This is a genomic window from Escherichia sp. WS3063 (assembly GCF_046486595.1).
In the GTDB taxonomy this organism is placed as follows: Bacteria; Pseudomonadota; Gammaproteobacteria; order Enterobacterales; family Enterobacteriaceae; genus Escherichia; species Escherichia coli.
This window is the reverse complement of record NZ_JBJQKY010000003.1, coordinates 194,077-213,998: the sequence shown is the minus strand read 5'-3', so window position 1 is coordinate 213,998 and position 19,922 is coordinate 194,077. Positions and strand designations below refer to the sequence as shown.

Sequence of the window (19,922 nt, the reverse complement as noted above, 5' to 3'; positions counted from 1 at the left end):
GAGTAAACCACCATGTCTGAAGGCTGGAACATTGCCGTCCTGGGCGCAACTGGCGCTGTGGGCGAAGCCCTGCTTGAAACGCTGGCTGAACGTCAGTTCCCGGTTGGGGAAATTTATGCACTGGCACGTAACGAAAGCGCAGGCGAACAACTGCGCTTTGGTGGTAAGACAATCACCGTGCAGGATGCTGCTGAATTCGACTGGACGCAGGCGCAGCTGGCGTTTTTTGTCGCAGGCAAAGAAGCTACCGCTGCCTGGGTTGAAGAAGCGACCAACTCAGGTTGTCTGGTGATCGACAGCAGCGGATTGTTTGCTCTCGAACCCGACGTACCGCTGGTGGTGCCGGAAGTAAACCCGTTTGTACTGACCGATTACCGCAACCGGAATGTCATCGCCGTACCAGACAGTCTGACCAGCCAGCTGCTGGCGGCACTGAAACCGCTAATTGATCAGGGCGGTTTATCACGTATCAGCGTTACCAGCCTGATTTCAGCCTCCGCCCAGGGTAAAAAAGCGGTCGATGCGTTAGCGGGGCAGAGTGCTAAATTACTCAATGGCATTCCGATTGACGAAGAAGATTTCTTCGGGCGTCAACTGGCATTCAATATGCTGCCGTTACTGCCGGATAGCGAAGGTAGCGTGCGTGAAGAACGTCGTATCGTTGACGAAGTACGCAAAATCCTGCAGGACGAAGGGCTGATGATTTCGGCAAGCGTCGTCCAGGCACCGGTATTCTATGGTCATGCCCAGATGGTCAACTTTGAAGCACTGCGTCCGCTGGCGGCAGAAGAAGCGCGTGATGCGTTTGCTCAGGGCGAAGATATTGTGCTCTCTGAAGAGAACGAATTCCCGACTCAGGTGGGGGATGCTTCTGGTACGCCGCATCTTTCCGTTGGCTGCGTACGTAATGATTACGGTATGCCGGAGCAAGTTCAGTTCTGGTCGGTGGCCGATAACGTTCGCTTTGGCGGCGCGCTGATGGCAGTAAAAATCGCCGAGAAACTGGTGCAGGAGTATCTGTACTAATGTCCGACCAGCAACAACCGCCAGTTTATAAAATTGCGCTGGGCATTGAGTACGACGGCAGTAAGTATTACGGCTGGCAACGGCAGAACGAAGTCCGCAGTGTGCAGGAGAAGCTGGAAAAGGCGCTCTCCCAGGTGGCGAACGAACCGATCACCGTCTTCTGCGCCGGGCGTACTGACGCAGGTGTACACGGCACCGGGCAGGTTGTGCATTTCGAAACGACCGCGCAGCGCAAAGACGCTGCGTGGACGTTGGGCGTAAATGCGAATTTACCTGGTGACATCGCCGTGCGTTGGGTTAAAGCTGTACCTGATGATTTTCATGCCCGATTTAGCGCCACGGCTCGCCGTTATCGCTACATCATCTACAATCATCGGCTGCGCCCGGCGGTATTGAGTAAAGGAGTAACCCATTTTTACGAACCGCTGGACGCTGAACGGATGCATCGGGCTGCGCAATGTTTGCTGGGCGAGAATGATTTCACCTCGTTCCGTGCGGTGCAGTGTCAGTCCCGGACCCCGTGGCGCAACGTTATGCATATTAATGTCACGCGTCACGGTCCTTATGTGGTGGTAGATATCAAAGCGAATGCCTTTGTACATCATATGGTCAGGAATATTGTCGGCAGCCTGATGGAAGTCGGTGCCCACAACCAGCCGGAGAGCTGGATAGCAGAGTTGCTGGCGGCAAAGGACAGAACGCTGGCGGCAGCAACGGCAAAAGCGGAAGGGCTATATCTGGTCGCGGTGGATTACCCTGACCGATATGATCTTCCAAAACCGCCAATGGGCCCGCTATTTCTGGCGGACTAACGAGAATAACGCTCGGAACATTTCAGGCTGTAGCCAACGTAGTTACAGCCTGAAAGATGACGAGTACAAGGCATAGGCAAATATGGACCTGATTTATTTCCTCATCGATTTTATCCTGCACATTGACGTGCATCTGGCAGAACTGGTCGCGGAGTATGGCGTCTGGGTTTATGCCATTTTGTTCTTAATTTTGTTCTGTGAAACCGGTCTGGTGGTAACGCCGTTTTTACCGGGTGATTCATTGCTGTTTGTTGCCGGTGCGTTGGCATCACTGGAAACCAACGATCTCAACGTCCATATGATGGTGGTGCTGATGCTGATCGCCGCGATTGTGGGTGACGCGGTGAACTACACCATTGGACGGTTATTTGGTGACAAACTGTTCAGTAATCCGGATTCGAAAATCTTTCGTCGCAGTTATCTCGACAAAACCCATCAGTTTTATGAGAAACATGGCGGCAAAACGATTATTCTCGCCCGTTTTGTGCCGATCGTCAGAACGTTCGCGCCGTTTGTTGCGGGAATGGGCCACATGTCGTACCGTCATTTCGCCGCTTTTAACGTCATCGGCGCGTTGCTATGGGTACTGATTTTTACCTACGCGGGTTATTTCTTCGGAACGCTCCCCTTCATTCAGAGCAACCTTAAACTGATGATTGTTGGCATTATTTTTGTTTCAATATTGCCAGGTGTTTTCGAATTTATTCGCCACAAACGCGCTGCGGCACGCGCCGCAAAATAAAAAGTAACTCCGCGGTTCGACCACTTTTTTATCCAAAGTTTCGGGCTGTTATGTTTTAATGTGCAACATTCATGGTCTGTTGGGGGCAAAAATGGCATTATGCGTCCCCAAAGATAAAACTGGCATCGAACCAGGTTCAGACAGAAAGGTCCCTAATGAGCTGGATTGAACGAATTAAAAGCAACATTACTCCCACCCGCAAGGCGAGCATTCCTGAAGGGGTGTGGACTAAGTGTGATAGCTGCGGTCAGGTTTTATACCGCGCTGAGCTGGAACGTAATCTTGAGGTCTGTCCGAAGTGTGACCATCACATGCGTATGACAGCGCGTAATCGCCTGCATAGCCTGTTAGATGAAGGAAGCCTTGTGGAGCTGGGTAGCGAGCTTGAGCCGAAAGATGTGCTGAAGTTTCGTGACTCCAAGAAGTATAAAGACCGTCTGGCATCTGCGCAGAAAGAAACCGGCGAAAAAGATGCGCTGGTGGTGATGAAAGGCACCCTGTATGGAATGCCGGTTGTCGCTGCGGCATTCGAGTTCGCCTTTATGGGCGGTTCCATGGGGTCTGTGGTAGGTGCACGTTTCGTGCGTGCCGTTGAGCAGGCGCTGGAAGATAACTGCCCACTGATCTGCTTCTCCGCCTCTGGTGGCGCACGTATGCAGGAAGCACTGATGTCGCTGATGCAGATGGCGAAAACCTCTGCGGCACTGGCAAAAATGCAGGAGCGCGGCTTGCCGTACATCTCCGTGCTGACCGACCCGACCATGGGTGGTGTTTCTGCAAGTTTCGCCATGCTGGGCGATCTCAACATCGCTGAACCGAAAGCGTTAATCGGCTTTGCCGGTCCGCGTGTTATCGAACAGACCGTTCGCGAAAAACTGCCGCCAGGATTCCAGCGCAGTGAATTCCTGATCGAGAAAGGCGCGATCGACATGATCGTCCGTCGTCCGGAAATGCGCCTGAAACTGGCGAGTATTCTGGCGAAGTTGATGAATCTGCCAGCGCCGAATCCTGAAGCGCCGCGTGAAGGCGTAGTGGTGCCACCGGTACCAGATCAGGAACCTGAGGCCTGATAACTGATAAGGGCAGGGCCACTGGCTCTGCCCTTTTGCTATTCTCACCGTAACGAATCAGCGGATACCATGATTATCAAACGCACTCCTCAAGCCGCGTCGCCTCTGGCTTCGTGGCTTTCTTATCTGGAAAACCTGCACAGTAAAACTATCGATCTCGGCCTTGAGCGCGTGAGCCAGGTCGCGGCGCGTCTTGGCGTTCTGAAACCAGCGCCATTTGTGTTTACCGTTGCGGGTACGAATGGCAAAGGCACCACTTGCCGTACGCTGGAGTCGATTCTGATGGCGGCAGGGTACAAAGTGGGCGTCTACAGTTCGCCGCATCTGGTGCGTTATACCGAGCGCGTACGCGTGCAGGGCCAGGAATTGCCGGAATCGGCCCACACCGCCTCTTTTGCGGAGATTGAATCGGCACGCGGTGATATTTCCTTGACCTATTTCGAGTACGGTACGCTGTCGGCGTTGTGGCTGTTCAAACAGGCACAACTTGACGTGGTGATTCTGGAAGTAGGGCTGGGCGGTCGTCTGGACGCAACCAATATTGTCGATGCCGATGTCGCGGTAGTAACCAGCATTGCGCTGGATCATACCGACTGGCTGGGGCCAGATCGCGAAAGTATTGGTCGCGAGAAAGCAGGCATCTTCCGCAGCGAAAAACCGGCAATTGTCGGTGAGCCGGAAATGCCTTCTACCATTGCTGATGTGGCGCAGGAAAAAGGTGCACTGCTACAACGTCGGGGCGTTGAGTGGAACTATTCCGTCACCGATCATGACTGGACGTTTAGCGATGCTCACGGCACGCTGGAAAATCTGCCGTTGCCGCTTGTCCCGCAACCGAATGCCGCAACGGCGCTGGCGGCACTGCGTGCCAGCGGGCTGGAGGTCAGTGAAAATGCCATTCGCGACGGGATTGCCAGCGCAATTTTGCCGGGACGTTTCCAGATTGTGAGCGAGTCGCCACGCGTTATTTTTGATGTCGCGCATAATCCACATGCGGCGGAATATCTCACCGGGCGTATGAAAGCGCTACCGAAAAACGGGCGCGTGCTGGCGGTTATCGGTATGCTACATGATAAAGATATTGCCGGAACTCTGGCCTGGTTGAAAAGCGTGGTTGATGACTGGTATTGTGCGCCCCTGGAAGGGCCGCGCGGTGCCACGGCAGAACAACTGCTTGAGCATTTGGGTAACGGCAAATCATTTGATAGCGTGGCGCAGGCATGGGATGCCGCAATGGCGGACGCTAAAGCGGAAGATACCGTGCTGGTGTGTGGTTCGTTCCACACGGTCGCACATGTCATGGAAGTGATTGACGCGAGGAGAAGCGGTGGCAAGTAAGTTTCAGAATCGGTTAGTGGGCACGATCGTGCTGGTGGCGCTGGGGGTGATAGTACTTCCAGGGCTGCTGGACGGGCAGAAAAAACATTATCAGGATGAGTTCGCGGCTATCCCGCTGGTGCCGAAAGCGGGCGATCGCGATGAGCCTGATATGATGCCAGCCGCCACTCAGGCGTTGCCGACGCAGCCGCCGGAAGGCGCAGCGGAAGAGGTGCGGGCAGGTGATGCCGCAGCACCGTCGCTCGATCCGGCCACTATTGCAGCCAATAACACCGAGTTTGAACCGGAACCTGCACCGGTCGCCCCACCGAAGCCGAAACCGGTGGAGCCGCCGAAACCGAAGGTTGAAGCACCACCTGCGCCGAAGCCAGAACCGAAGCCGGTCGTGGAAGAAAAAGCAGCGCCAACGGGTAAAGCTTATGTTGTGCAACTGGGCGCGCTGAAAAATGCCGATAAAGTGAATGAGATTGTCGGTAAGCTGCGCGGTGCCGGTTATCGGGTTTATACGTCGCCATCCACGCCAGTGCAGGGTAAAATTACCCGTATTCTGGTTGGGCCGGATGCCTCGAAAGATAAGCTGAAAGGTTCGCTGGGTGAGTTGAAGCAACTTTCTGGCTTAAGCGGCGTGGTAATGGGTTATACACCGAATTAATATGGTCTTGCCTGATGCGACGCTGGCGCATCTTATCAGGCCTGGGCTGGAGTAGCCCCGTAGGTCGGATAAGGCGTTTACGTCGCATCCGACAGTCGTTGCCTGATGCGACACTGGCGTGTCTTATCAGGCCTACGCTGGAGCAGCCCCGCGCCGCATCCGACACGCATTGCACGATGCCGCAAAGGCATAAAAAGTCGATGGCGTTGAATATTTTTTCAGCGCCATTTTTATTGATGCGTGGGAAGGAAATCCCTACGCAAACGTTTTCTTTTTCTGTTAGAATGCGCCCCGAACAGGATGACAGGGCGTAAAATCGTGGGACACATATGGTCTGGATTGATTACGCCATAATCGCGGTGATTGCTTTTTCCTCTCTGGTTAGCCTGATCCGCGGCTTTGTTCGTGAAGCGTTATCGCTGGTGACATGGGGTTGTGCTTTCTTTGTTGCCAGTCATTACTACACTTACCTGTCAGTCTGGTTTACGGGCTTTGAAGACGAACTGGTTCGAAATGGGATTGCCATCGCGGTACTGTTTATCGCTACCCTGATCGTTGGTGCTATCGTGAACTTCGTGATAGGCCAGTTGGTGGAGAAAACGGGGTTGTCAGGCACCGATCGGGTGCTGGGCGTCTGTTTCGGTGCGTTGCGCGGTGTGTTGATTGTTGCCGCCATTCTCTTCTTTCTCGACTCCTTTACCGGGGTGTCGAAAAGCGAAGACTGGAGCAAATCACAGCTGATCCCGCAGTTCAGTTTTATCATCAGATGGTTTTTTGATTATCTGCAAAGCTCGTCAAGTTTCTTGCCCAGAGCGTAAGTGCTCTGAGATGTGGCTTAACGAGGAAAAAGACGTATGTGCGGTATTGTCGGTATCGCCGGTGTTATGCCGGTTAACCAGTCGATTTATGATGCCTTAACGGTGCTTCAGCATCGCGGTCAGGATGCCGCCGGCATCATCACCATAGATGCCAATAACTGCTTCCGTTTGCGTAAAGCGAACGGGCTGGTGAGCGATGTATTTGAAGCTCGCCATATGCAGCGTTTGCAGGGCAATATGGGCATTGGCCATGTGCGTTACCCTACGGCTGGCAGCTCCAGCGCCTCTGAAGCGCAGCCGTTTTACGTTAACTCCCCGTATGGCATTACGCTTGCCCACAACGGCAATCTGACCAACGCTCACGAGTTGCGTAAAAAACTGTTTGAAGAAAAACGCCGCCACATCAACACCACTTCCGACTCGGAAATTCTGCTTAATATCTTTGCCAGCGAACTGGACAACTTCCGCCACTACCCGCTGGAAGCCGACAATATTTTCGCTGCCATCGCTGCTACAAACCGCTTAATCCGCGGCGCGTATGCCTGTGTGGCGATGATCATCGGCCACGGTATGGTTGCTTTCCGCGATCCTAACGGGATTCGTCCGCTGGTACTGGGAAAACGTGATATTGACGAGAACCGTACAGAATATATGGTCGCTTCCGAAAGCGTAGCGCTCGATACGCTGGGCTTTGATTTCCTGCGTGACGTCGCGCCGGGCGAAGCGATTTACATCACTGAAGAAGGGCAGTTGTTTACCCGTCAATGTGCTGACAATCCGGTCAGCAATCCGTGCCTGTTTGAGTATGTATACTTTGCTCGCCCGGACTCGTTCATCGACAAAATTTCCGTTTACAGCGCGCGTGTGAATATGGGTACGAAACTGGGCGAGAAAATTGCCCGCGAATGGGAAGATCTGGATATCGACGTGGTGATCCCGATCCCGGAAACCTCGTGTGATATCGCGCTGGAAATTGCGCGTATTCTGGGCAAACCGTACCGCCAGGGCTTCGTTAAAAACCGCTATGTTGGCCGCACCTTCATCATGCCGGGCCAGCAGCTGCGTCGTAAGTCCGTGCGCCGTAAACTGAACGCCAACCGCGCCGAGTTCCGCGATAAAAACGTCCTGCTGGTCGACGACTCCATCGTCCGTGGCACCACTTCTGAGCAGATTATCGAGATGGCACGCGAAGCCGGAGCGAAGAAAGTGTACCTCGCTTCTGCGGCACCGGAAATTCGCTTCCCGAACGTTTACGGTATCGATATGCCGAGCGCCACGGAACTGATCGCTCACGGTCGCGAAGTAGATGAAATTCGCCAGATCATCGGTGCTGACGGGTTGATTTTCCAGGATCTGAACGATCTGATCGAAGCCGTTCGCGCTGAAAACCCGGATATCCAGCAGTTTGAATGCTCGGTATTCAACGGCGTCTACGTCACCAAAGATGTTGATCAGGGCTACCTCGATTTCCTCGATACGTTACGTAATGACGACGCCAAAGCAGTGCAACGTCAGAACGAAGTGGAAAATCTCGAAATGCATAACGAAGGATGATGCCTTCGCTCAGGGTGCCGTTCTGGCACCCTGACTTGCAACTCCCGCCGAAATCCTGCAAAGTCTGCCTGCAAGTCTGACAGGGCAACTATTTATGAAACGACTCATTGTAGGCATCAGCGGTGCCAGCGGCGCGATTTATGGCGTGCGCTTATTACAGGTTCTGCGCGATGTCGCAGATGTTGAAACGCATTTGGTGATGAGCCAGGCCGCGCGCCAGACCTTATCTCTTGAAACGGATTTTTCCCTGCGTGAAGTGCAGGCGTTAGCCGATGTGACGCACGATGCGCGCGATATTGCCGCCAGCATCTCTTCCGGTTCTTTCCAGACGCTGGGGATGGTGATTTTACCCTGTTCAATCAAAACCCTGTCCGGCATTGTCCATAGCTATACTGATGGCTTACTGACCCGTGCGGCAGATGTGGTGCTGAAAGAGCGTCGCCCGTTGGTGCTCTGCGTACGTGAAACACCATTGCACTTAGGCCATCTGCGTTTAATGACTCAGGCAGCAGAAATCGGTGCGGTGATTATGCCTCCCGTTCCGGCGTTTTATCATCGCCCGCAATCCCTTGATGATGTGATAAATCAGACGGTTAACCGTGTACTCGATCAATTCGCCATAACCCTTCCTGAAGATCTCTTTGCCCGCTGGCAGGGCGCATAACTCCGCTGTTGCCCTGTTTCAGGGCAATTTTGCAACCGCGATCAAATCCTCGACATTTTGTTCCTTTCGATGAATCGAAACGCTGCGATTCAACCGCCATACCTGCTATCTTCAACTTCAGGACAATAATGCAACGTCTTATTAACATATTTAACGTTGAATGTTACTGCTGTCGTCAAGATGGCATAAGACCTGCATGAAAGAGCCTGCAAACACACAACACAATACACAACATAAAAAAGCCATTTTCACTTGAGGGTTATGTATGAAGAAGTCGATTCTCGCTCTGTCTTTGTTAGTCGGTCTCTCCGCAGCGGCTTCCAGCTATGCGGCGCTACCGGAGACGGTACGTATCGGAACCGATACCACCTATGCGCCGTTCTCGTCGAAAGATGCTAAAGGTGATTTTGTTGGCTTTGATATCGATCTCGGTAACGAGATGTGCAAACGGATGCAGGTGAAATGTACCTGGGTTGCCAGCGACTTTGACGCGCTGATCCCCTCACTGAAAGCGAAAAAAATCGACGCCATTATTTCGTCGCTCTCCATTACCGATAAACGTCAGCAGGAGATTGCTTTCTCCGACAAGCTGTACGCCGCAGATTCTCGTTTGATTGCCGCCAAAGGTTCACCGATTCAGCCAACGCTGGATTCACTGAAAGGTAAACATGTTGGTGTGCTGCAGGGATCAACCCAGGAAGCATACGCTAACGAGACCTGGCGTAGCAAAGGCGTGGATGTGGTGGCCTATGCCAACCAGGATTTAGTCTATTCCGATCTGGCTGCAGGACGTCTGGATGCTGCGTTACAAGATGAAGTTGCTGCCAGCGAAGGTTTCCTTAAGCAACCCGCCGGTAAAGATTTCGCCTTTGCAGGCCCATCAGTGAAAGACAAAAAATACTTCGGTGACGGCACCGGTGTAGGGCTGCGTAAAGATGATGCTGAACTGACGGCGGCCTTCAATAAGGCGCTTAACGAGCTGCGTCAGGACGGCACCTACGACAAGATGGCGAAAAAGTATTTCGACTTTAATGTCTACGGTGACTGATACGTCGCAGGGAAGCTGTACCTGATGAAATGATCATCATGGTGCACGCCAGGTTTGTTGCACTATCGTGGTGCATTGAAATGCATACTTAAGCATTTTTAATGAAAAATAATACGTCTAACGGGGCGGGATATTTTGCCTTGATGGTCAATTTTATGGCACGATAAGTGTAACAAACCTGTAAATATTCCCTATAAAAAGACTGTCAGTTGAGGACATTATGAAAAAACTGGTGCTATCGCTCTCTCTGGTTCTGGCCTTCTCCAGCGCAACTGCGGCGTTTGCTGCGATTCCGCAAAACATCCGCATCGGTACCGATCCGACCTATGCGCCATTTGAATCAAAAAATTCACAAGGTGAACTGGTTGGCTTCGATATCGATCTGGCGAAGGAGTTGTGCAAACGCATCAATACGCAATGTACGTTTGTCGAAAACCCACTGGATGCGTTAATCCCGTCCTTAAAAGCGAAGAAGATTGACGCCATCATGTCATCGCTTTCCATTACGGAAAAACGTCAGCAAGAAATAGCCTTCACCGACAAACTGTACGCTGCCGATTCTCGTCTGGTGGTGGCGAAAAATTCCGACATTCAGCCGACAGTCGAATCGCTGAAAGGCAAACGGGTAGGCGTATTGCAGGGCACCACCCAGGAGACGTTCGGTAACGAACACTGGGCACCAAAAGGCATTGAAATCGTCTCTTATCAGGGGCAGGACAACATTTATTCTGACCTGACTGCCGGACGTATTGATGCCGCGTTCCAGGATGAGGTCGCTGCCAGCGAAGGTTTCCTCAAACAACCCGTCGGTAAAGATTACAAATTCGGTGGCCCGTCTGTTAAAGATGAAAAACTGTTTGGCGTAGGGACAGGCATGGGCCTGCGTAAAGAAGATAACGAACTGCGCGAGGCACTGAACAAAGCCTTTGCCGAAATGCGCGCTGACGGTACTTACGAGAAATTAGCGAAAAAGTACTTCGATTTTGATGTTTATGGTGGTTAATCGCCATCGGTGAAAGAAAGCCCGCTCCCTTCGGGTAACCGGAGGGAGACAAGAGGCGGTAATTCACCACACACGACAGGACAGGCAGCATGTTGTATGGGTTTTCAGGTGTTATTTTACAGGGTGCGCTCGTCACGCTGGAGCTGGCGATCAGCTCTGTAGTGCTCGCTGTAATCATCGGTTTAATTGGCGCTGGCGGTAAGCTCTCGCAAAATCGGCTTTCGGGGCTGATTTTCGAAGGGTACACCACGCTGATTCGAGGCGTGCCGGACTTGGTGTTGATGCTGCTAATTTTCTACGGTTTGCAGATTGCACTAAACACGGTGACGGAGGCGATGGGCGTCGGGCAGATTGATATTGATCCGATGGTCGCAGGTATTATCACTCTCGGTTTTATCTACGGTGCTTATTTTACCGAAACGTTTCGTGGCGCGTTTATGGCAGTGCCGAAAGGACATATAGAGGCGGCGACGGCGTTCGGTTTTACTCGTGGGCAAGTGTTTCGGCGGATCATGTTTCCGGCGATGATGCGTTACGCCCTGCCAGGCATTGGCAACAACTGGCAGGTGATCCTCAAATCTACCGCACTGGTTTCGTTACTCGGCCTGGAAGATGTGGTCAAAGCCACGCAGCTGGCAGGCAAAAGTACCTGGGAACCGTTCTATTTCGCCATCGTCTGTGGCGTGATTTACCTGGTTTTCACCACCGTTTCCAATGGTGTGCTGCTGTTCCTTGAGCGCCGCTACTCCGTGGGTGTGAAGAGGGCTGACCTGTGATCGAAATCTTACATGAATACTGGAAACCGCTGCTGTGGACCGACGGTTATCGCTTTACTGGTGTGGCGATCACTCTGTGGCTGCTTATTTTGTCGGTAGTGATAGGCGGAGTCCTGGCGCTGTTTCTGGCGATTGGTCGTGTCTCCAGTAATAAATACATCCAGTTTCCAATCTGGTTATTTACCTATATTTTTCGCGGTACGCCGCTGTATGTTCAGTTGCTGGTGTTCTATTCCGGCATGTATACGCTGGAGATTGTTAAGGGGACCGAGTTTCTTAACGCCTTTTTCCGCAGTGGCCTGAACTGTACTGTGCTGGCGCTGACGCTTAACACCTGCGCTTACACTACCGAGATTTTTGCTGGGGCAATCCGTTCGGTTCCGCATGGGGAAATTGAAGCAGCCAGAGCCTATGGCTTCTCGACTTTTAAAATGTATCGCTGCATTATTTTGCCTTCTGCGCTGCGTATTGCGTTACCGGCATACAGCAACGAAGTGATCCTGATGCTGCACTCTACTGCGTTGGCATTTACTGCCACGGTGCCGGATCTGCTGAAAATAGCCCGCGATATTAACGCCGCCACGTATCAACCTTTTACCGCCTTCGGCATTGCCGCGGTGCTCTATTTAATCATCTCTTATGTCCTGATCAGCCTCTTTCGCAGAGCGGAAAAACGCTGGTTGCAGCATGTGAAACCTTCTTCAACGCACTGAGAATACGATGTCCGAGAATAAATTAAACGTTATCGATTTGCACAAACGCTACGGCGAACACGAAGTGCTGAAAGGGGTTTCACTGCAAGCGAATGCCGGAGATGTAATTAGCATCATCGGATCGTCGGGATCGGGGAAAAGTACCTTTCTGCGCTGCATTAACTTCCTCGAAAAACCGAGCGAAGGATCGATCGTGGTCAATGGCCAGACGATCAATCTGGTGCGCGATAAAGATGGTCAACTCAAAGTCGCCGATAAAAATCAGCTGCGCTTACTGCGCACACGCCTGACGATGGTATTCCAGCACTTCAATCTCTGGAGCCATATGACGGTGCTGGAAAACGTCATGGAAGCGCCGATTCAGGTGTTGGGCCTGAGCAAGCAGGAAGCGCGCGAGCGGGCGGTGAAGTATCTGGCGAAAGTCGGGATAGACGAACGTGCGCAGGGGAAATATCCGGTGCATCTTTCCGGCGGTCAGCAACAGCGTGTTTCCATCGCCAGGGCGCTGGCGATGGAACCGGAAGTTTTACTGTTTGATGAACCTACCTCGGCGCTCGATCCTGAACTGGTAGGCGAAGTGTTGCGTATTATGCAGCAACTGGCAGAAGAGGGGAAAACCATGGTGGTGGTGACCCACGAAATGGGCTTTGCTCGCCATGTTTCTACTCACGTCATTTTCCTCCATCAGGGGAAAATAGAAGAAGAGGGCGCGCCAGAACAGTTATTCGGTAACCCGCAAAGTCCTCGTCTGCAACAGTTCCTTAAAGGTTCGCTGAAATAATTTCCTCTCCGGTGGCTAACGCTGCCGGAGTATTTTCAAGGGGAATTTGCGAGTCCGCTTCCGCTGAAATGTAAAAGTTGCAGTCCGTTAAAAATAGTTCTGAATTCGCTGTCCAAAGATAAAAACTGCCTGCTGCATTGGGTGTTAATCGTGGTTATTGTCGCGTCATCTTAAATTTGAGGGGTGACGGAACGCCATGACAATATCGACAACTTCCACGCCGCATGATGCGGTATTTAAATCTTTTTTACGCCATCCAGACACCGCCCGGGATTTTATTGATATTCATCTCCCCGCGCCGCTGCGCAAACTGTGTGATTTAACGACGCTTAAACTGGAACCAAACAGTTTTATTGATGAAGACCTGCGGCAATATTATTCCGACCTCTTGTGGTCTGTGAAAACGCAGGAGGGAGCGGGTTATATTTATGTGGTGATAGAGCACCAAAGTAAGCCGGAAGAATTAATGGCTTTTCGCATGATGCGCTATTCCATTGCGGCGATGCAAAACCATCTTGATGCAGGCTATAAAGAGCTTCCATTGGTGATCCCGATGCTGTTTTATCATGGTTGCAGAAGTCCTTATCCTTATTCACTCTGCTGGCTTGATGAATTTGCCGAGCCTGCTATAGCCCGCAAAATATATTCATCGGCTTTTCCGCTGGTGGATATTACCGTGGTGCCGGATGACGAGATTATGCAACATCGCAAAATGGCGCTGTTGGAGTTAATTCAGAAACATATTCGTCAGCGCGATCTGTTGGGATTAGTCGACCAAATTGTTTCGCTGCTAGTTACAGGAAACACTAATGACAGGCAGCTAAAAGCCCTGTTTAATTACGTATTACAAACGGGAGATGCCCAGCGTTTCCGTGCATTTATTGGTGAGATAGCGGAACGCGCACCACAAGAAAAGGAGAAACTGATGACTATTGCTGACAGATTACGTGAAGAAGGGCGGAATGATGGATTAATTCTGGGCAAACGCGAAGAAGCCCTGCGTATTGCTCAGGAGATGCTGGAGAGAGGTTTAGACCGAGAGTTAGTTCTGACGCTGACCCGACTTTCACCAGAGGAGCTTCTGAACCAGAAGCAGTGACGTCTGTGGAACTTTATTCTAATTAAATCTGTCTCTTGCAGTCATGACCGCAAGAGACAGTCATGTAGTAAACGTAACTATATTCCTCACATTTATTTATCCCTTTCTTCAATGTATTTTAACTTGTCGCTTATATATGTTTTTCTTTATAAATAAAATATTCATAATCCATATGATTTAAATGTGAGTTCCTACAATCTGTTCTTTAATTGTCTGCCACGGCAAGTCCGTTACTGGCAAAAGTGCAAAGGTTTTTCCAGATGATAATATTACTATTTCTCTGTACAAAAACATAAGGGAAATAAAATGAACAGTTATCAGAACATGTTACTCAATGATGGAAATATTGCCGAATCCGATTACCTTGCCTGTTCCGGTATAAATGAAAATCATGATGAGTATTTCGGTGCCGTTGCGCCGCCGATTATTCAAACCAGTCTTTTTGTGCAGAAGAATTACCAGCAGTATTGTGATGATATGCGTCACGAAGCCCAGCGTTACATATACAGTCGCGGCTTAAATCCAACCGTAAGTATGGTTGAAACCAAACTTGCTTTGCTGGAGGGGGGTGAAGAGGCGCGGTGCTTTGCATCAGGCATGGGGGCAATCAGCGCAGTGATGGTCGGTTTGTTAAACAGCGGTGACCATATTTTATTAGTTAATCAAATCTATGGTCCGGCTATCGAATTAGTTAAAAACCTGGCAAAAAAATACCATATTGAATATGACATTATCTCCAACGGCGATATCAATATTATTGAACAAAAAATCAAACTGAATACCCGAATGATATACGCTGAGTCACCCGGCACCATGACAATGCAGATTGTTGATTTACAGGCGATAGCTCAACTGGCGACCCGTTATGGGATTATCACCGCAATTGATAACACCTGGCCGACACCGCTATTTCAAAAACCGTTAAGTCTGGGATTTGATATTGTCATTCATTCCTGCACAAAATATCTCGCCGGGCACAGTGATGTGTTAGCTGGTGTGGTAATCACCCGCCGTGAATTGATGAGCATCATTCGTGATTTCTCGCATCAGCTATTAGGTGCCGTGCTTTCGCCGTTTAGCGCCTGGTTACTGTTACGTGGTATACGAACACTCCCGATCAGAATGGCAACGCATCAGCATAACGCGATTAACGTTATTGAATGGTTAGCTACTCGTGATGAGGTGGAAAATATACGTCATCCTCTCTGCGCTACAGATAAGGAAAAAGAGATAATTCGTCGCCAGATGTGTGGCTTTTCAGGACTGTTTAGTTTCGAATTAAAAGGAGCCGGCTTTGAGGAAGTGAAATGCTTTATCGATGCCTGCCGTATTTTCAAACCGGGCTGTAGCTGGGGCGGCTATGAAAGCCTGATTATCTCACCTAACCGTGGTTATAATCAGTCTGCACTGGATGATGCGGAGATCCCGCGCGGATTAATTCGTCTCTCGCTTGGGCAGGAAAATGCCGCTCTTTTAATTGCCGATCTGGAGCGTGCTTTTGACTCGCTAAGGACGAAACCATGACAATAAATCAGCCATCCTTTAGCTCGGCGATGATCATTCTGGCTATTATTTTTATATTGTTCCTGGCTGGCGTCGGGATACTTAATGCCCCCGTGGAGTTTGTGTTGATTGTAGTGACGTTGGTTACTGCTTTTTATGCCAGGTATTATGGTGCGCGCTGGAGAGATATTGTTAATATATTTATGAGTAAAATTAAAGAAGCAGTTCCGGCAATGCTTATTTTACTCTCTATCGGGATGTTGATTGGCTGCTGGATAGTTTCCGGAACAATTCCTTTAATGGTTTTATATGGTCTGGAAATGGTAAGCCCTCATTATCTCTATTTGACAGCCTTCCTGGTGACAGTTTGTATCTCTCTTTTTACCGGAACATCATGGGGTACGGCGGGTACTATCGGCGTAGCATTGATGGCCGTGGCTGCGGCGATGGACGTTTCATTACCGATTACCGCCGGGGCGGTGATTTCGGGTTCCTATTTTGGTGATAAATTATCGCCTCTTTCCGATACCACCAATATGGCAGCGATGGCTGCGGGCGTCGAGTTATGGCAAAGTATTCGCAATATGATGTATACCTCTATTCCTGCTTTTTTCGTCTCATGTTTTGGCTTCTGGTGGGCCGGAAGCGGCCTGAATGAAATGAATCAGCAAATTGAGAATATTGCCATTATGAGAGATGTATTACAGCGACTTTTTTGGTTAAATCCGCTGTGTTTGCTTCCCGCACTACTGGTGTTCTTCGGTGCGCTAAAAAAATGGGATACTACAGTAGTATTAATTGCCTCTTCGTTCCTCGCTTTATTTATTGGTGCAATATTTCAGCCGATTGCATGGATGGATATGGTTCAATCCGCTGTAAATGGTTTTAAAGATACCATGTTACTACAATTTGATGGTATTGCCAGCGATCCGCTGGTGGCTAAAAATCTTATGGTGCTTCTCAATCGCGGCGGAATCTATTCTATGGTCAGTCCGATTGTGGTGATGCTTTGTGCATTTTTATTTGCATCAGCACTTGAGGCATCTGGCGGATTAAATATTGTCCTGCAACGTCTGGTTAAGAAATTACGCTCTGTAACCAGCGTCGTTCTGGCTACGATGTTTTCCAGTACATTATTAGTGGCCTGTACTGGAAATGCCGTCATTAGCTTTTTTCTGGTCAAAAGCATGTATGATCCGTGCTATGACGAACATCAATTGCATAAAGTGAATATGTCGCGGGCCATGGAGTCTGGAGCCACTTTGCTGGAAGGACTTTTTCCCTGGACTATTTCCGGGATGTTTATGGCGAAAACGCTTGGTGTTGCAACACTTGATTACCTGCCGTGGACGTTTTTTAATTTGAGTTGCTTTGCGATCGCTCTTTTATTTGCTTTTCTGGCAAAATGGAGCCGTTTTGGCACTCGCTATGCCGCGCCCGAAGTAGCTCGTAGATAAAGGTAAATAACTCGCTTTCATGCCTGGCAATAATTGCCAGGCATGAAAGAACGTAAAAAATTACTGGACTACGTTTTCCAGCGCCTCTTCTAAATCGTACCAGCGAAACGCAAATCCCGCTTCTTCCAGCCGTTTAGGCAGCGCGCGTTGTCCACCTAATACCAGTACTGAAGATTCGCCCATTAACAGCCGAATGGCGGTTGCGGGGACGCGCAAAATAGCCGGGCGATGCAGCGCATGACCGAGCGCATGGGCAAATTGTTCATTGCGTACCGGGTAGGGCGAAACCATATTAAATGGCCCGCGCAGCTCGTTATCCAGCAGCCAGAGAATGCCATTGACCATATCATCAATATGAATCCAGGCCAGATACTGCCGACCGGAACCAATCGGCCCGCCCAGGCCAAGACGAAACGGCGGCAGCATTTTATCGAGAATACCGCCATCCGGTGCCAGCACTACGCCGGTACGCAGCAGGCACACTCGCGTTTTGTCACTTTGTGCCCGACAGGCAATTTCTTCCCAGCGGGCGCAGAGTTTATGGGTAAATTCGTTATGCGGCGGTTCCTCTTCGGTAACCACCACTTCACCTAAGTCGCCATAATAGCCCGTTGCCGAGCCGGAAATGAGTACCGACGGTGGCGTGTCGCTGGCATTAATCAAATCGACCAGTTTTTGCGTGATATTCCAGCGGCTTTGGCAGAGACGCTCTTTTTGCTCGTGAGTCCAGCGTTTATCAGCAATCGGTTCTCCGGCCAGGTTGATTACCGCATCAACGCCGTTGAGGTTACTTTGATCGGCAAGCCCTTGCCATAGTGTCACCCGAGGGCCGAGAACGGAACTGGCTTTCTGCGGGTTACGCGTCACTACCGTGATTTGATGGCCCAGATCCAGCAAACGCGGAATCAAATGGCGACCAATTAATCCCGTCCCTCCGGTGATCACTATCTTCATGCAGCCTCCCGATATGGCGGTTAACGCTGCCAGCTTAAGGTCATGGATACCGAATCGGCGTAGCGCAGCGCGTGCAGTTTATCGATCTCCACTTCAGCATACGTCACCCAGTGATGTTCACGTGCGATATCGAGCACATCCTGAGTTAATTTTTCCAGCAAAGAGAAACGGTTATTCTCTACATGCTGAATAATGTTTTTCGTTACGGTGCGATAATTCAGCGCATCGTTGATATCTTCGCTAGTGCGCGCTTTATCGGCGGGGTAGTGGATCGTCACATTGATAACAATATCCTGACGGTTGTTAATTTCTTCTTCCTTAATTCCGATAAACGTACGTAAACGAAGGTTCTTTATACGAATAATAGCGGCAGGTTGTGCCATTGCAGGTTCTCCGTTGTTTTACTTAGGATGAAATAATACACGAGAACCTGTTTCTGTTAACTATCCGAACGATCGTCACCGTGTTGTGCTTTTAGCAGTGCCTGCCCGGTGGCAGGGCGCGAACGGATCCGCTCATGCCAGTTCTTGACTGCCGGATACATTGCGAGGTCAATTCGCTGGCGAGTCCAGGCATTAACCCACGGCCAGCAGGCAATATCCGCAATGCTGTAGTTCTCGCCTCCCAGCCAGGGCGAGTTTTCCAGCCGCTTGTTCAGTACATGGTACAGACGCTGAGTTTCAACCTGATAACGTTCAATAGCGTAAGGAATGGTTTGGGGGGCTGCGTGATTAAAATGATGATTTTGCCCAAGCATCGGCCCCAGTCCGCCTACCTGCCAGAATAACCACTGTAATGTGGCGGCGCGTTCACGCGTTTCATGACTCAAAAAGAGCCCCGTTTTCTCAGCCAGATACAACAAAATGGCACCAGATTCAAAGAGGCTTAGCGGTTCGCCGCCATCGGCTGGAGAATGATCAACAATTGCCGGAATTTTGTTGTTAGGCGAAATGCGCAAAAATTCCGGGCGAAACTGACCGCCTTTCCCCAGGTCTACCTTTATCAAGCGATAATCCAGCCCTGCTTCTTCGAGAAACAGCGTAATTTTGTGGCCATTGGGTGTCGGGGCGAAATAGAGATCGATCATTGCAGCTCCGGTTGTCTAATCATCTGAACACCACAAGTATAGAAAGCGCGGCGACTTGCGTGAGTATTCGTCACGTGACAGTGACAAAAAGGCTCTATAGTTTGATAGCCAGCCCCCTTTATTGCCGAGGACATAATGAGTAAACCCGCTATCACGCTTTGGTCAGATGCCCATTTTTTCTCCCCTTATGTGTTATCCGCCTGGGTGGCGTTGCAGGAGAAAGGCCTGTCGTTTCATATCAAGACCATCGACCTCGACAGCGGTGAACATTTGCAACCGACGTGGCAAGGTTACGGTCAGACACGCCGTGTGCCGTTATTACAAATCGATGATTTTGAGTTGAGTGAATCTTCTGCCATTGCGGAGTATCTGGAAGATCGATTTGCGCCACCGACCTGGGAACGTATTTATCCGCTTGATTTAGAAAATCGTGCGCGTGCACGACAGATTCAGGCCTGGTTGCGCAGCGATCTGATGCCCATCCGCGAAGAGCGTCCGACGGATGTTGTCTTTGCGGGGGCGAAAAAAGCGCCACTAACGGCCGAGGGAAAAGCCAGTGCAGAGAAACTGTTCGCGATGGCAGAACATTTGTTAGCACTGGGGCGGCCGAATTTATTTGGTGAATGGTGCATTGCTGATACTGATCTGGCGCTAATGATTAACCGCCTGGTACTACATGGCGATGAGGTGCCGGAACGCCTGGTGGATTATGCGACATTCCAGTGGCAGCGAGCGTCTGTCCAGCGTTTTATTGCTCTTTCGGCGAAGCAATCTGGCTGATAGCAACGAAAGAATCCAGTATCATAGCTTACGTTTTTTCGACGA

21 protein-coding genes are annotated in these 19,922 nt (G+C 50.5%); 18 read left to right on the top strand and 3 right to left on the bottom strand.

Going from position 1 to position 19,922, the window contains the following annotated elements; genetic code table 11:
• Positions 1–12: 12 nt before the first annotated feature.
• The 17 genes from ACJHYW_RS04405 (at position 13) to nhaC (ending at position 17,056) form a co-directional block, all read left to right on the top strand.
• Positions 13–1,026: an aspartate-semialdehyde dehydrogenase gene (locus ACJHYW_RS04405; RefSeq protein WP_001289165.1), complete on the top strand. Its 1,014-nt coding sequence runs from the start codon at positions 13–15 to the stop codon at positions 1,024–1,026.
• On the top strand, positions 1,026–1,838 hold the full coding sequence (truA, locus tag ACJHYW_RS04400) for a tRNA pseudouridine(38-40) synthase TruA (RefSeq protein ID WP_001283590.1): 813 nt from the start codon (positions 1,026–1,028) through the stop codon (positions 1,836–1,838). The genes ACJHYW_RS04405 and truA overlap by 1 nt, the downstream gene beginning before the upstream one ends.
• 82 nt (positions 1,839–1,920) lie before the next feature.
• Complete coding sequence (locus ACJHYW_RS04395) at positions 1,921–2,580, top strand: DedA family protein (RefSeq protein WP_000364327.1); 660 nt, start codon at positions 1,921–1,923, stop codon at positions 2,578–2,580.
• 155 nt (positions 2,581–2,735) lie between these two features.
• Positions 2,736–3,650 carry an acetyl-CoA carboxylase, carboxyltransferase subunit beta gene (accD, locus tag ACJHYW_RS04390; RefSeq protein ID WP_000118404.1) on the top strand — a complete coding sequence of 305 codons (915 nt, stop codon included), beginning with the start codon at positions 2,736–2,738 and terminating at the stop codon, positions 3,648–3,650.
• A gap of 69 nt (positions 3,651–3,719) precedes the next feature.
• Positions 3,720–4,988, top strand: a complete 1,269-nt coding sequence (gene folC, locus ACJHYW_RS04385; RefSeq protein WP_000584582.1) for a bifunctional tetrahydrofolate synthase/dihydrofolate synthase — start codon at positions 3,720–3,722, stop codon at positions 4,986–4,988.
• Entirely contained in the window at positions 4,978–5,640 is a 663-nt protein-coding gene (gene dedD / locus ACJHYW_RS04380; RefSeq protein WP_000146992.1) for a cell division protein DedD, read from the top strand. The genes folC and dedD overlap by 11 nt, the downstream gene beginning before the upstream one ends.
• 329 nt (positions 5,641–5,969) lie before the next feature.
• A complete protein-coding gene (gene cvpA, locus ACJHYW_RS04375; protein WP_000262113.1) occupies positions 5,970–6,458 on the top strand; it encodes a colicin V production protein in 489 nt (162 codons plus the stop codon).
• A 36-nt stretch (positions 6,459–6,494) separates the two neighbouring features.
• On the top strand, positions 6,495–8,012 hold the full coding sequence (gene purF / locus ACJHYW_RS04370; RefSeq protein ID WP_000334221.1) for an amidophosphoribosyltransferase: 1,518 nt from the start codon (positions 6,495–6,497) through the stop codon (positions 8,010–8,012).
• Positions 8,013–8,106: 94 nt separating this feature from the next.
• The gene (gene ubiX, locus ACJHYW_RS04365; protein WP_000825691.1) at positions 8,107–8,676 is read left to right on the top strand and encodes a flavin prenyltransferase UbiX; all 570 of its coding nucleotides are present in this window, start codon (positions 8,107–8,109) and stop codon (positions 8,674–8,676) included.
• Positions 8,677–8,941: 265 nt separating this feature from the next.
• A complete protein-coding gene (argT, locus tag ACJHYW_RS04360) occupies positions 8,942–9,724 on the top strand; it encodes a lysine/arginine/ornithine ABC transporter substrate-binding protein ArgT (protein ID WP_000748259.1) in 783 nt (260 codons plus the stop codon).
• 220 nt (positions 9,725–9,944) lie between these two features.
• Positions 9,945–10,727: a histidine ABC transporter substrate-binding protein HisJ gene (gene hisJ / locus ACJHYW_RS04355; RefSeq protein ID WP_000737621.1), complete on the top strand. Its 783-nt coding sequence runs from the start codon at positions 9,945–9,947 to the stop codon at positions 10,725–10,727.
• A gap of 89 nt (positions 10,728–10,816) precedes the next feature.
• Positions 10,817–11,503 carry a histidine ABC transporter permease HisQ gene (gene hisQ, locus ACJHYW_RS04350; RefSeq protein WP_000965518.1) on the top strand — a complete coding sequence of 229 codons (687 nt, stop codon included), beginning with the start codon at positions 10,817–10,819 and terminating at the stop codon, positions 11,501–11,503.
• Positions 11,500–12,216, top strand: a complete 717-nt coding sequence (locus tag ACJHYW_RS04345) for an ABC transporter permease (RefSeq protein ID WP_000569958.1) — start codon at positions 11,500–11,502, stop codon at positions 12,214–12,216. The genes hisQ and ACJHYW_RS04345 overlap by 4 nt, the downstream gene beginning before the upstream one ends.
• 7 nt (positions 12,217–12,223) lie before the next feature.
• Positions 12,224–12,997 (top strand): histidine ABC transporter ATP-binding protein HisP, encoded by a 774-nt coding sequence (gene hisP / locus ACJHYW_RS04340; protein ID WP_001293612.1) that lies wholly within the window; start codon positions 12,224–12,226, stop codon positions 12,995–12,997.
• A gap of 196 nt (positions 12,998–13,193) precedes the next feature.
• On the top strand, positions 13,194–14,096 hold the full coding sequence (locus tag ACJHYW_RS04335) for an Rpn family recombination-promoting nuclease/putative transposase (RefSeq protein WP_000156125.1): 903 nt from the start codon (positions 13,194–13,196) through the stop codon (positions 14,094–14,096).
• Between the two features lie 306 nt (positions 14,097–14,402).
• Positions 14,403–15,620: a trans-sulfuration enzyme family protein gene (locus tag ACJHYW_RS04330; protein WP_001089884.1), complete on the top strand. Its 1,218-nt coding sequence runs from the start codon at positions 14,403–14,405 to the stop codon at positions 15,618–15,620.
• Positions 15,617–17,056, top strand: coding sequence for a Na+/H+ antiporter NhaC (gene nhaC / locus ACJHYW_RS04325; RefSeq protein ID WP_000154656.1), 1,440 nt, complete (start codon positions 15,617–15,619; stop codon positions 17,054–17,056). The genes ACJHYW_RS04330 and nhaC overlap by 4 nt, the downstream gene beginning before the upstream one ends.
• 60 nt (positions 17,057–17,116) lie before the next feature.
• Here the strand turns inward: nhaC and ACJHYW_RS04320 are convergent, their stop codons facing one another.
• From ACJHYW_RS04320 to yfcG, 3 genes are read right to left on the bottom strand one after another with little or no spacing between them, the layout of a single operon-like run.
• A complete protein-coding gene (locus ACJHYW_RS04320; RefSeq protein WP_000706594.1) occupies positions 17,117–18,010 on the bottom strand; it encodes a TIGR01777 family oxidoreductase in 894 nt (297 codons plus the stop codon).
• 20 nt (positions 18,011–18,030) lie between these two features.
• Complete coding sequence (gene folX / locus ACJHYW_RS04315) at positions 18,031–18,393, bottom strand: dihydroneopterin triphosphate 2'-epimerase (protein ID WP_000068457.1); 363 nt, start codon at positions 18,391–18,393, stop codon at positions 18,031–18,033.
• Between the two features lie 56 nt (positions 18,394–18,449).
• Positions 18,450–19,097: a GSH-dependent disulfide bond oxidoreductase gene (yfcG, locus tag ACJHYW_RS04310; RefSeq protein ID WP_000566498.1), complete on the bottom strand. Its 648-nt coding sequence runs from the start codon at positions 19,095–19,097 to the stop codon at positions 18,450–18,452.
• Positions 19,098–19,232: 135 nt separating this feature from the next.
• On the opposite strand from yfcG, the gene yfcF reads away from it, so the two are divergent.
• Positions 19,233–19,877 (top strand): glutathione transferase, encoded by a 645-nt coding sequence (gene yfcF / locus ACJHYW_RS04305; protein ID WP_000042441.1) that lies wholly within the window; start codon positions 19,233–19,235, stop codon positions 19,875–19,877.
• Positions 19,878–19,922: the final 45 nt, after the last annotated feature.

What these genes read in the sequence shown, in the direction of transcription:
- ACJHYW_RS04405 (WP_001289165.1), top strand. Translation starts at nt 13, where the DNA reads ATGTCTGAAGGCTGGAACATTGCCGTCCTGGGCGCAACTGGCGCTGTG.
- truA (WP_001283590.1), top strand. Translation starts at nt 1,026, where the DNA reads ATGTCCGACCAGCAACAACCGCCAGTTTATAAAATTGCGCTGGGCATT.
- ACJHYW_RS04395 (WP_000364327.1), top strand. Translation starts at nt 1,921, where the DNA reads ATGGACCTGATTTATTTCCTCATCGATTTTATCCTGCACATTGACGTG.
- accD (WP_000118404.1), top strand. Translation starts at nt 2,736, where the DNA reads ATGAGCTGGATTGAACGAATTAAAAGCAACATTACTCCCACCCGCAAG.
- folC (WP_000584582.1), top strand. Translation starts at nt 3,720, where the DNA reads ATGATTATCAAACGCACTCCTCAAGCCGCGTCGCCTCTGGCTTCGTGG.
- cvpA (WP_000262113.1), top strand. Translation starts at nt 5,970, where the DNA reads ATGGTCTGGATTGATTACGCCATAATCGCGGTGATTGCTTTTTCCTCT.
- purF (WP_000334221.1), top strand. Translation starts at nt 6,495, where the DNA reads ATGTGCGGTATTGTCGGTATCGCCGGTGTTATGCCGGTTAACCAGTCG.
- ubiX (WP_000825691.1), top strand. Translation starts at nt 8,107, where the DNA reads ATGAAACGACTCATTGTAGGCATCAGCGGTGCCAGCGGCGCGATTTAT.
- argT (WP_000748259.1), top strand. Translation starts at nt 8,942, where the DNA reads ATGAAGAAGTCGATTCTCGCTCTGTCTTTGTTAGTCGGTCTCTCCGCA.
- hisJ (WP_000737621.1), top strand. Translation starts at nt 9,945, where the DNA reads ATGAAAAAACTGGTGCTATCGCTCTCTCTGGTTCTGGCCTTCTCCAGC.
- hisQ (WP_000965518.1), top strand. Translation starts at nt 10,817, where the DNA reads ATGTTGTATGGGTTTTCAGGTGTTATTTTACAGGGTGCGCTCGTCACG.
- hisP (WP_001293612.1), top strand. Translation starts at nt 12,224, where the DNA reads ATGTCCGAGAATAAATTAAACGTTATCGATTTGCACAAACGCTACGGC.
- ACJHYW_RS04335 (WP_000156125.1), top strand. Translation starts at nt 13,194, where the DNA reads ATGACAATATCGACAACTTCCACGCCGCATGATGCGGTATTTAAATCT.
- ACJHYW_RS04330 (WP_001089884.1), top strand. Translation starts at nt 14,403, where the DNA reads ATGAACAGTTATCAGAACATGTTACTCAATGATGGAAATATTGCCGAA.
- nhaC (WP_000154656.1), top strand. Translation starts at nt 15,617, where the DNA reads ATGACAATAAATCAGCCATCCTTTAGCTCGGCGATGATCATTCTGGCT.
- ACJHYW_RS04320 (WP_000706594.1), bottom strand. Translation starts at nt 18,010, where the DNA reads ATGAAGATAGTGATCACCGGAGGGACGGGATTAATTGGTCGCCATTTG.
- folX (WP_000068457.1), bottom strand. Translation starts at nt 18,393, where the DNA reads ATGGCACAACCTGCCGCTATTATTCGTATAAAGAACCTTCGTTTACGT.
- yfcG (WP_000566498.1), bottom strand. Translation starts at nt 19,097, where the DNA reads ATGATCGATCTCTATTTCGCCCCGACACCCAATGGCCACAAAATTACG.
- yfcF (WP_000042441.1), top strand. Translation starts at nt 19,233, where the DNA reads ATGAGTAAACCCGCTATCACGCTTTGGTCAGATGCCCATTTTTTCTCC.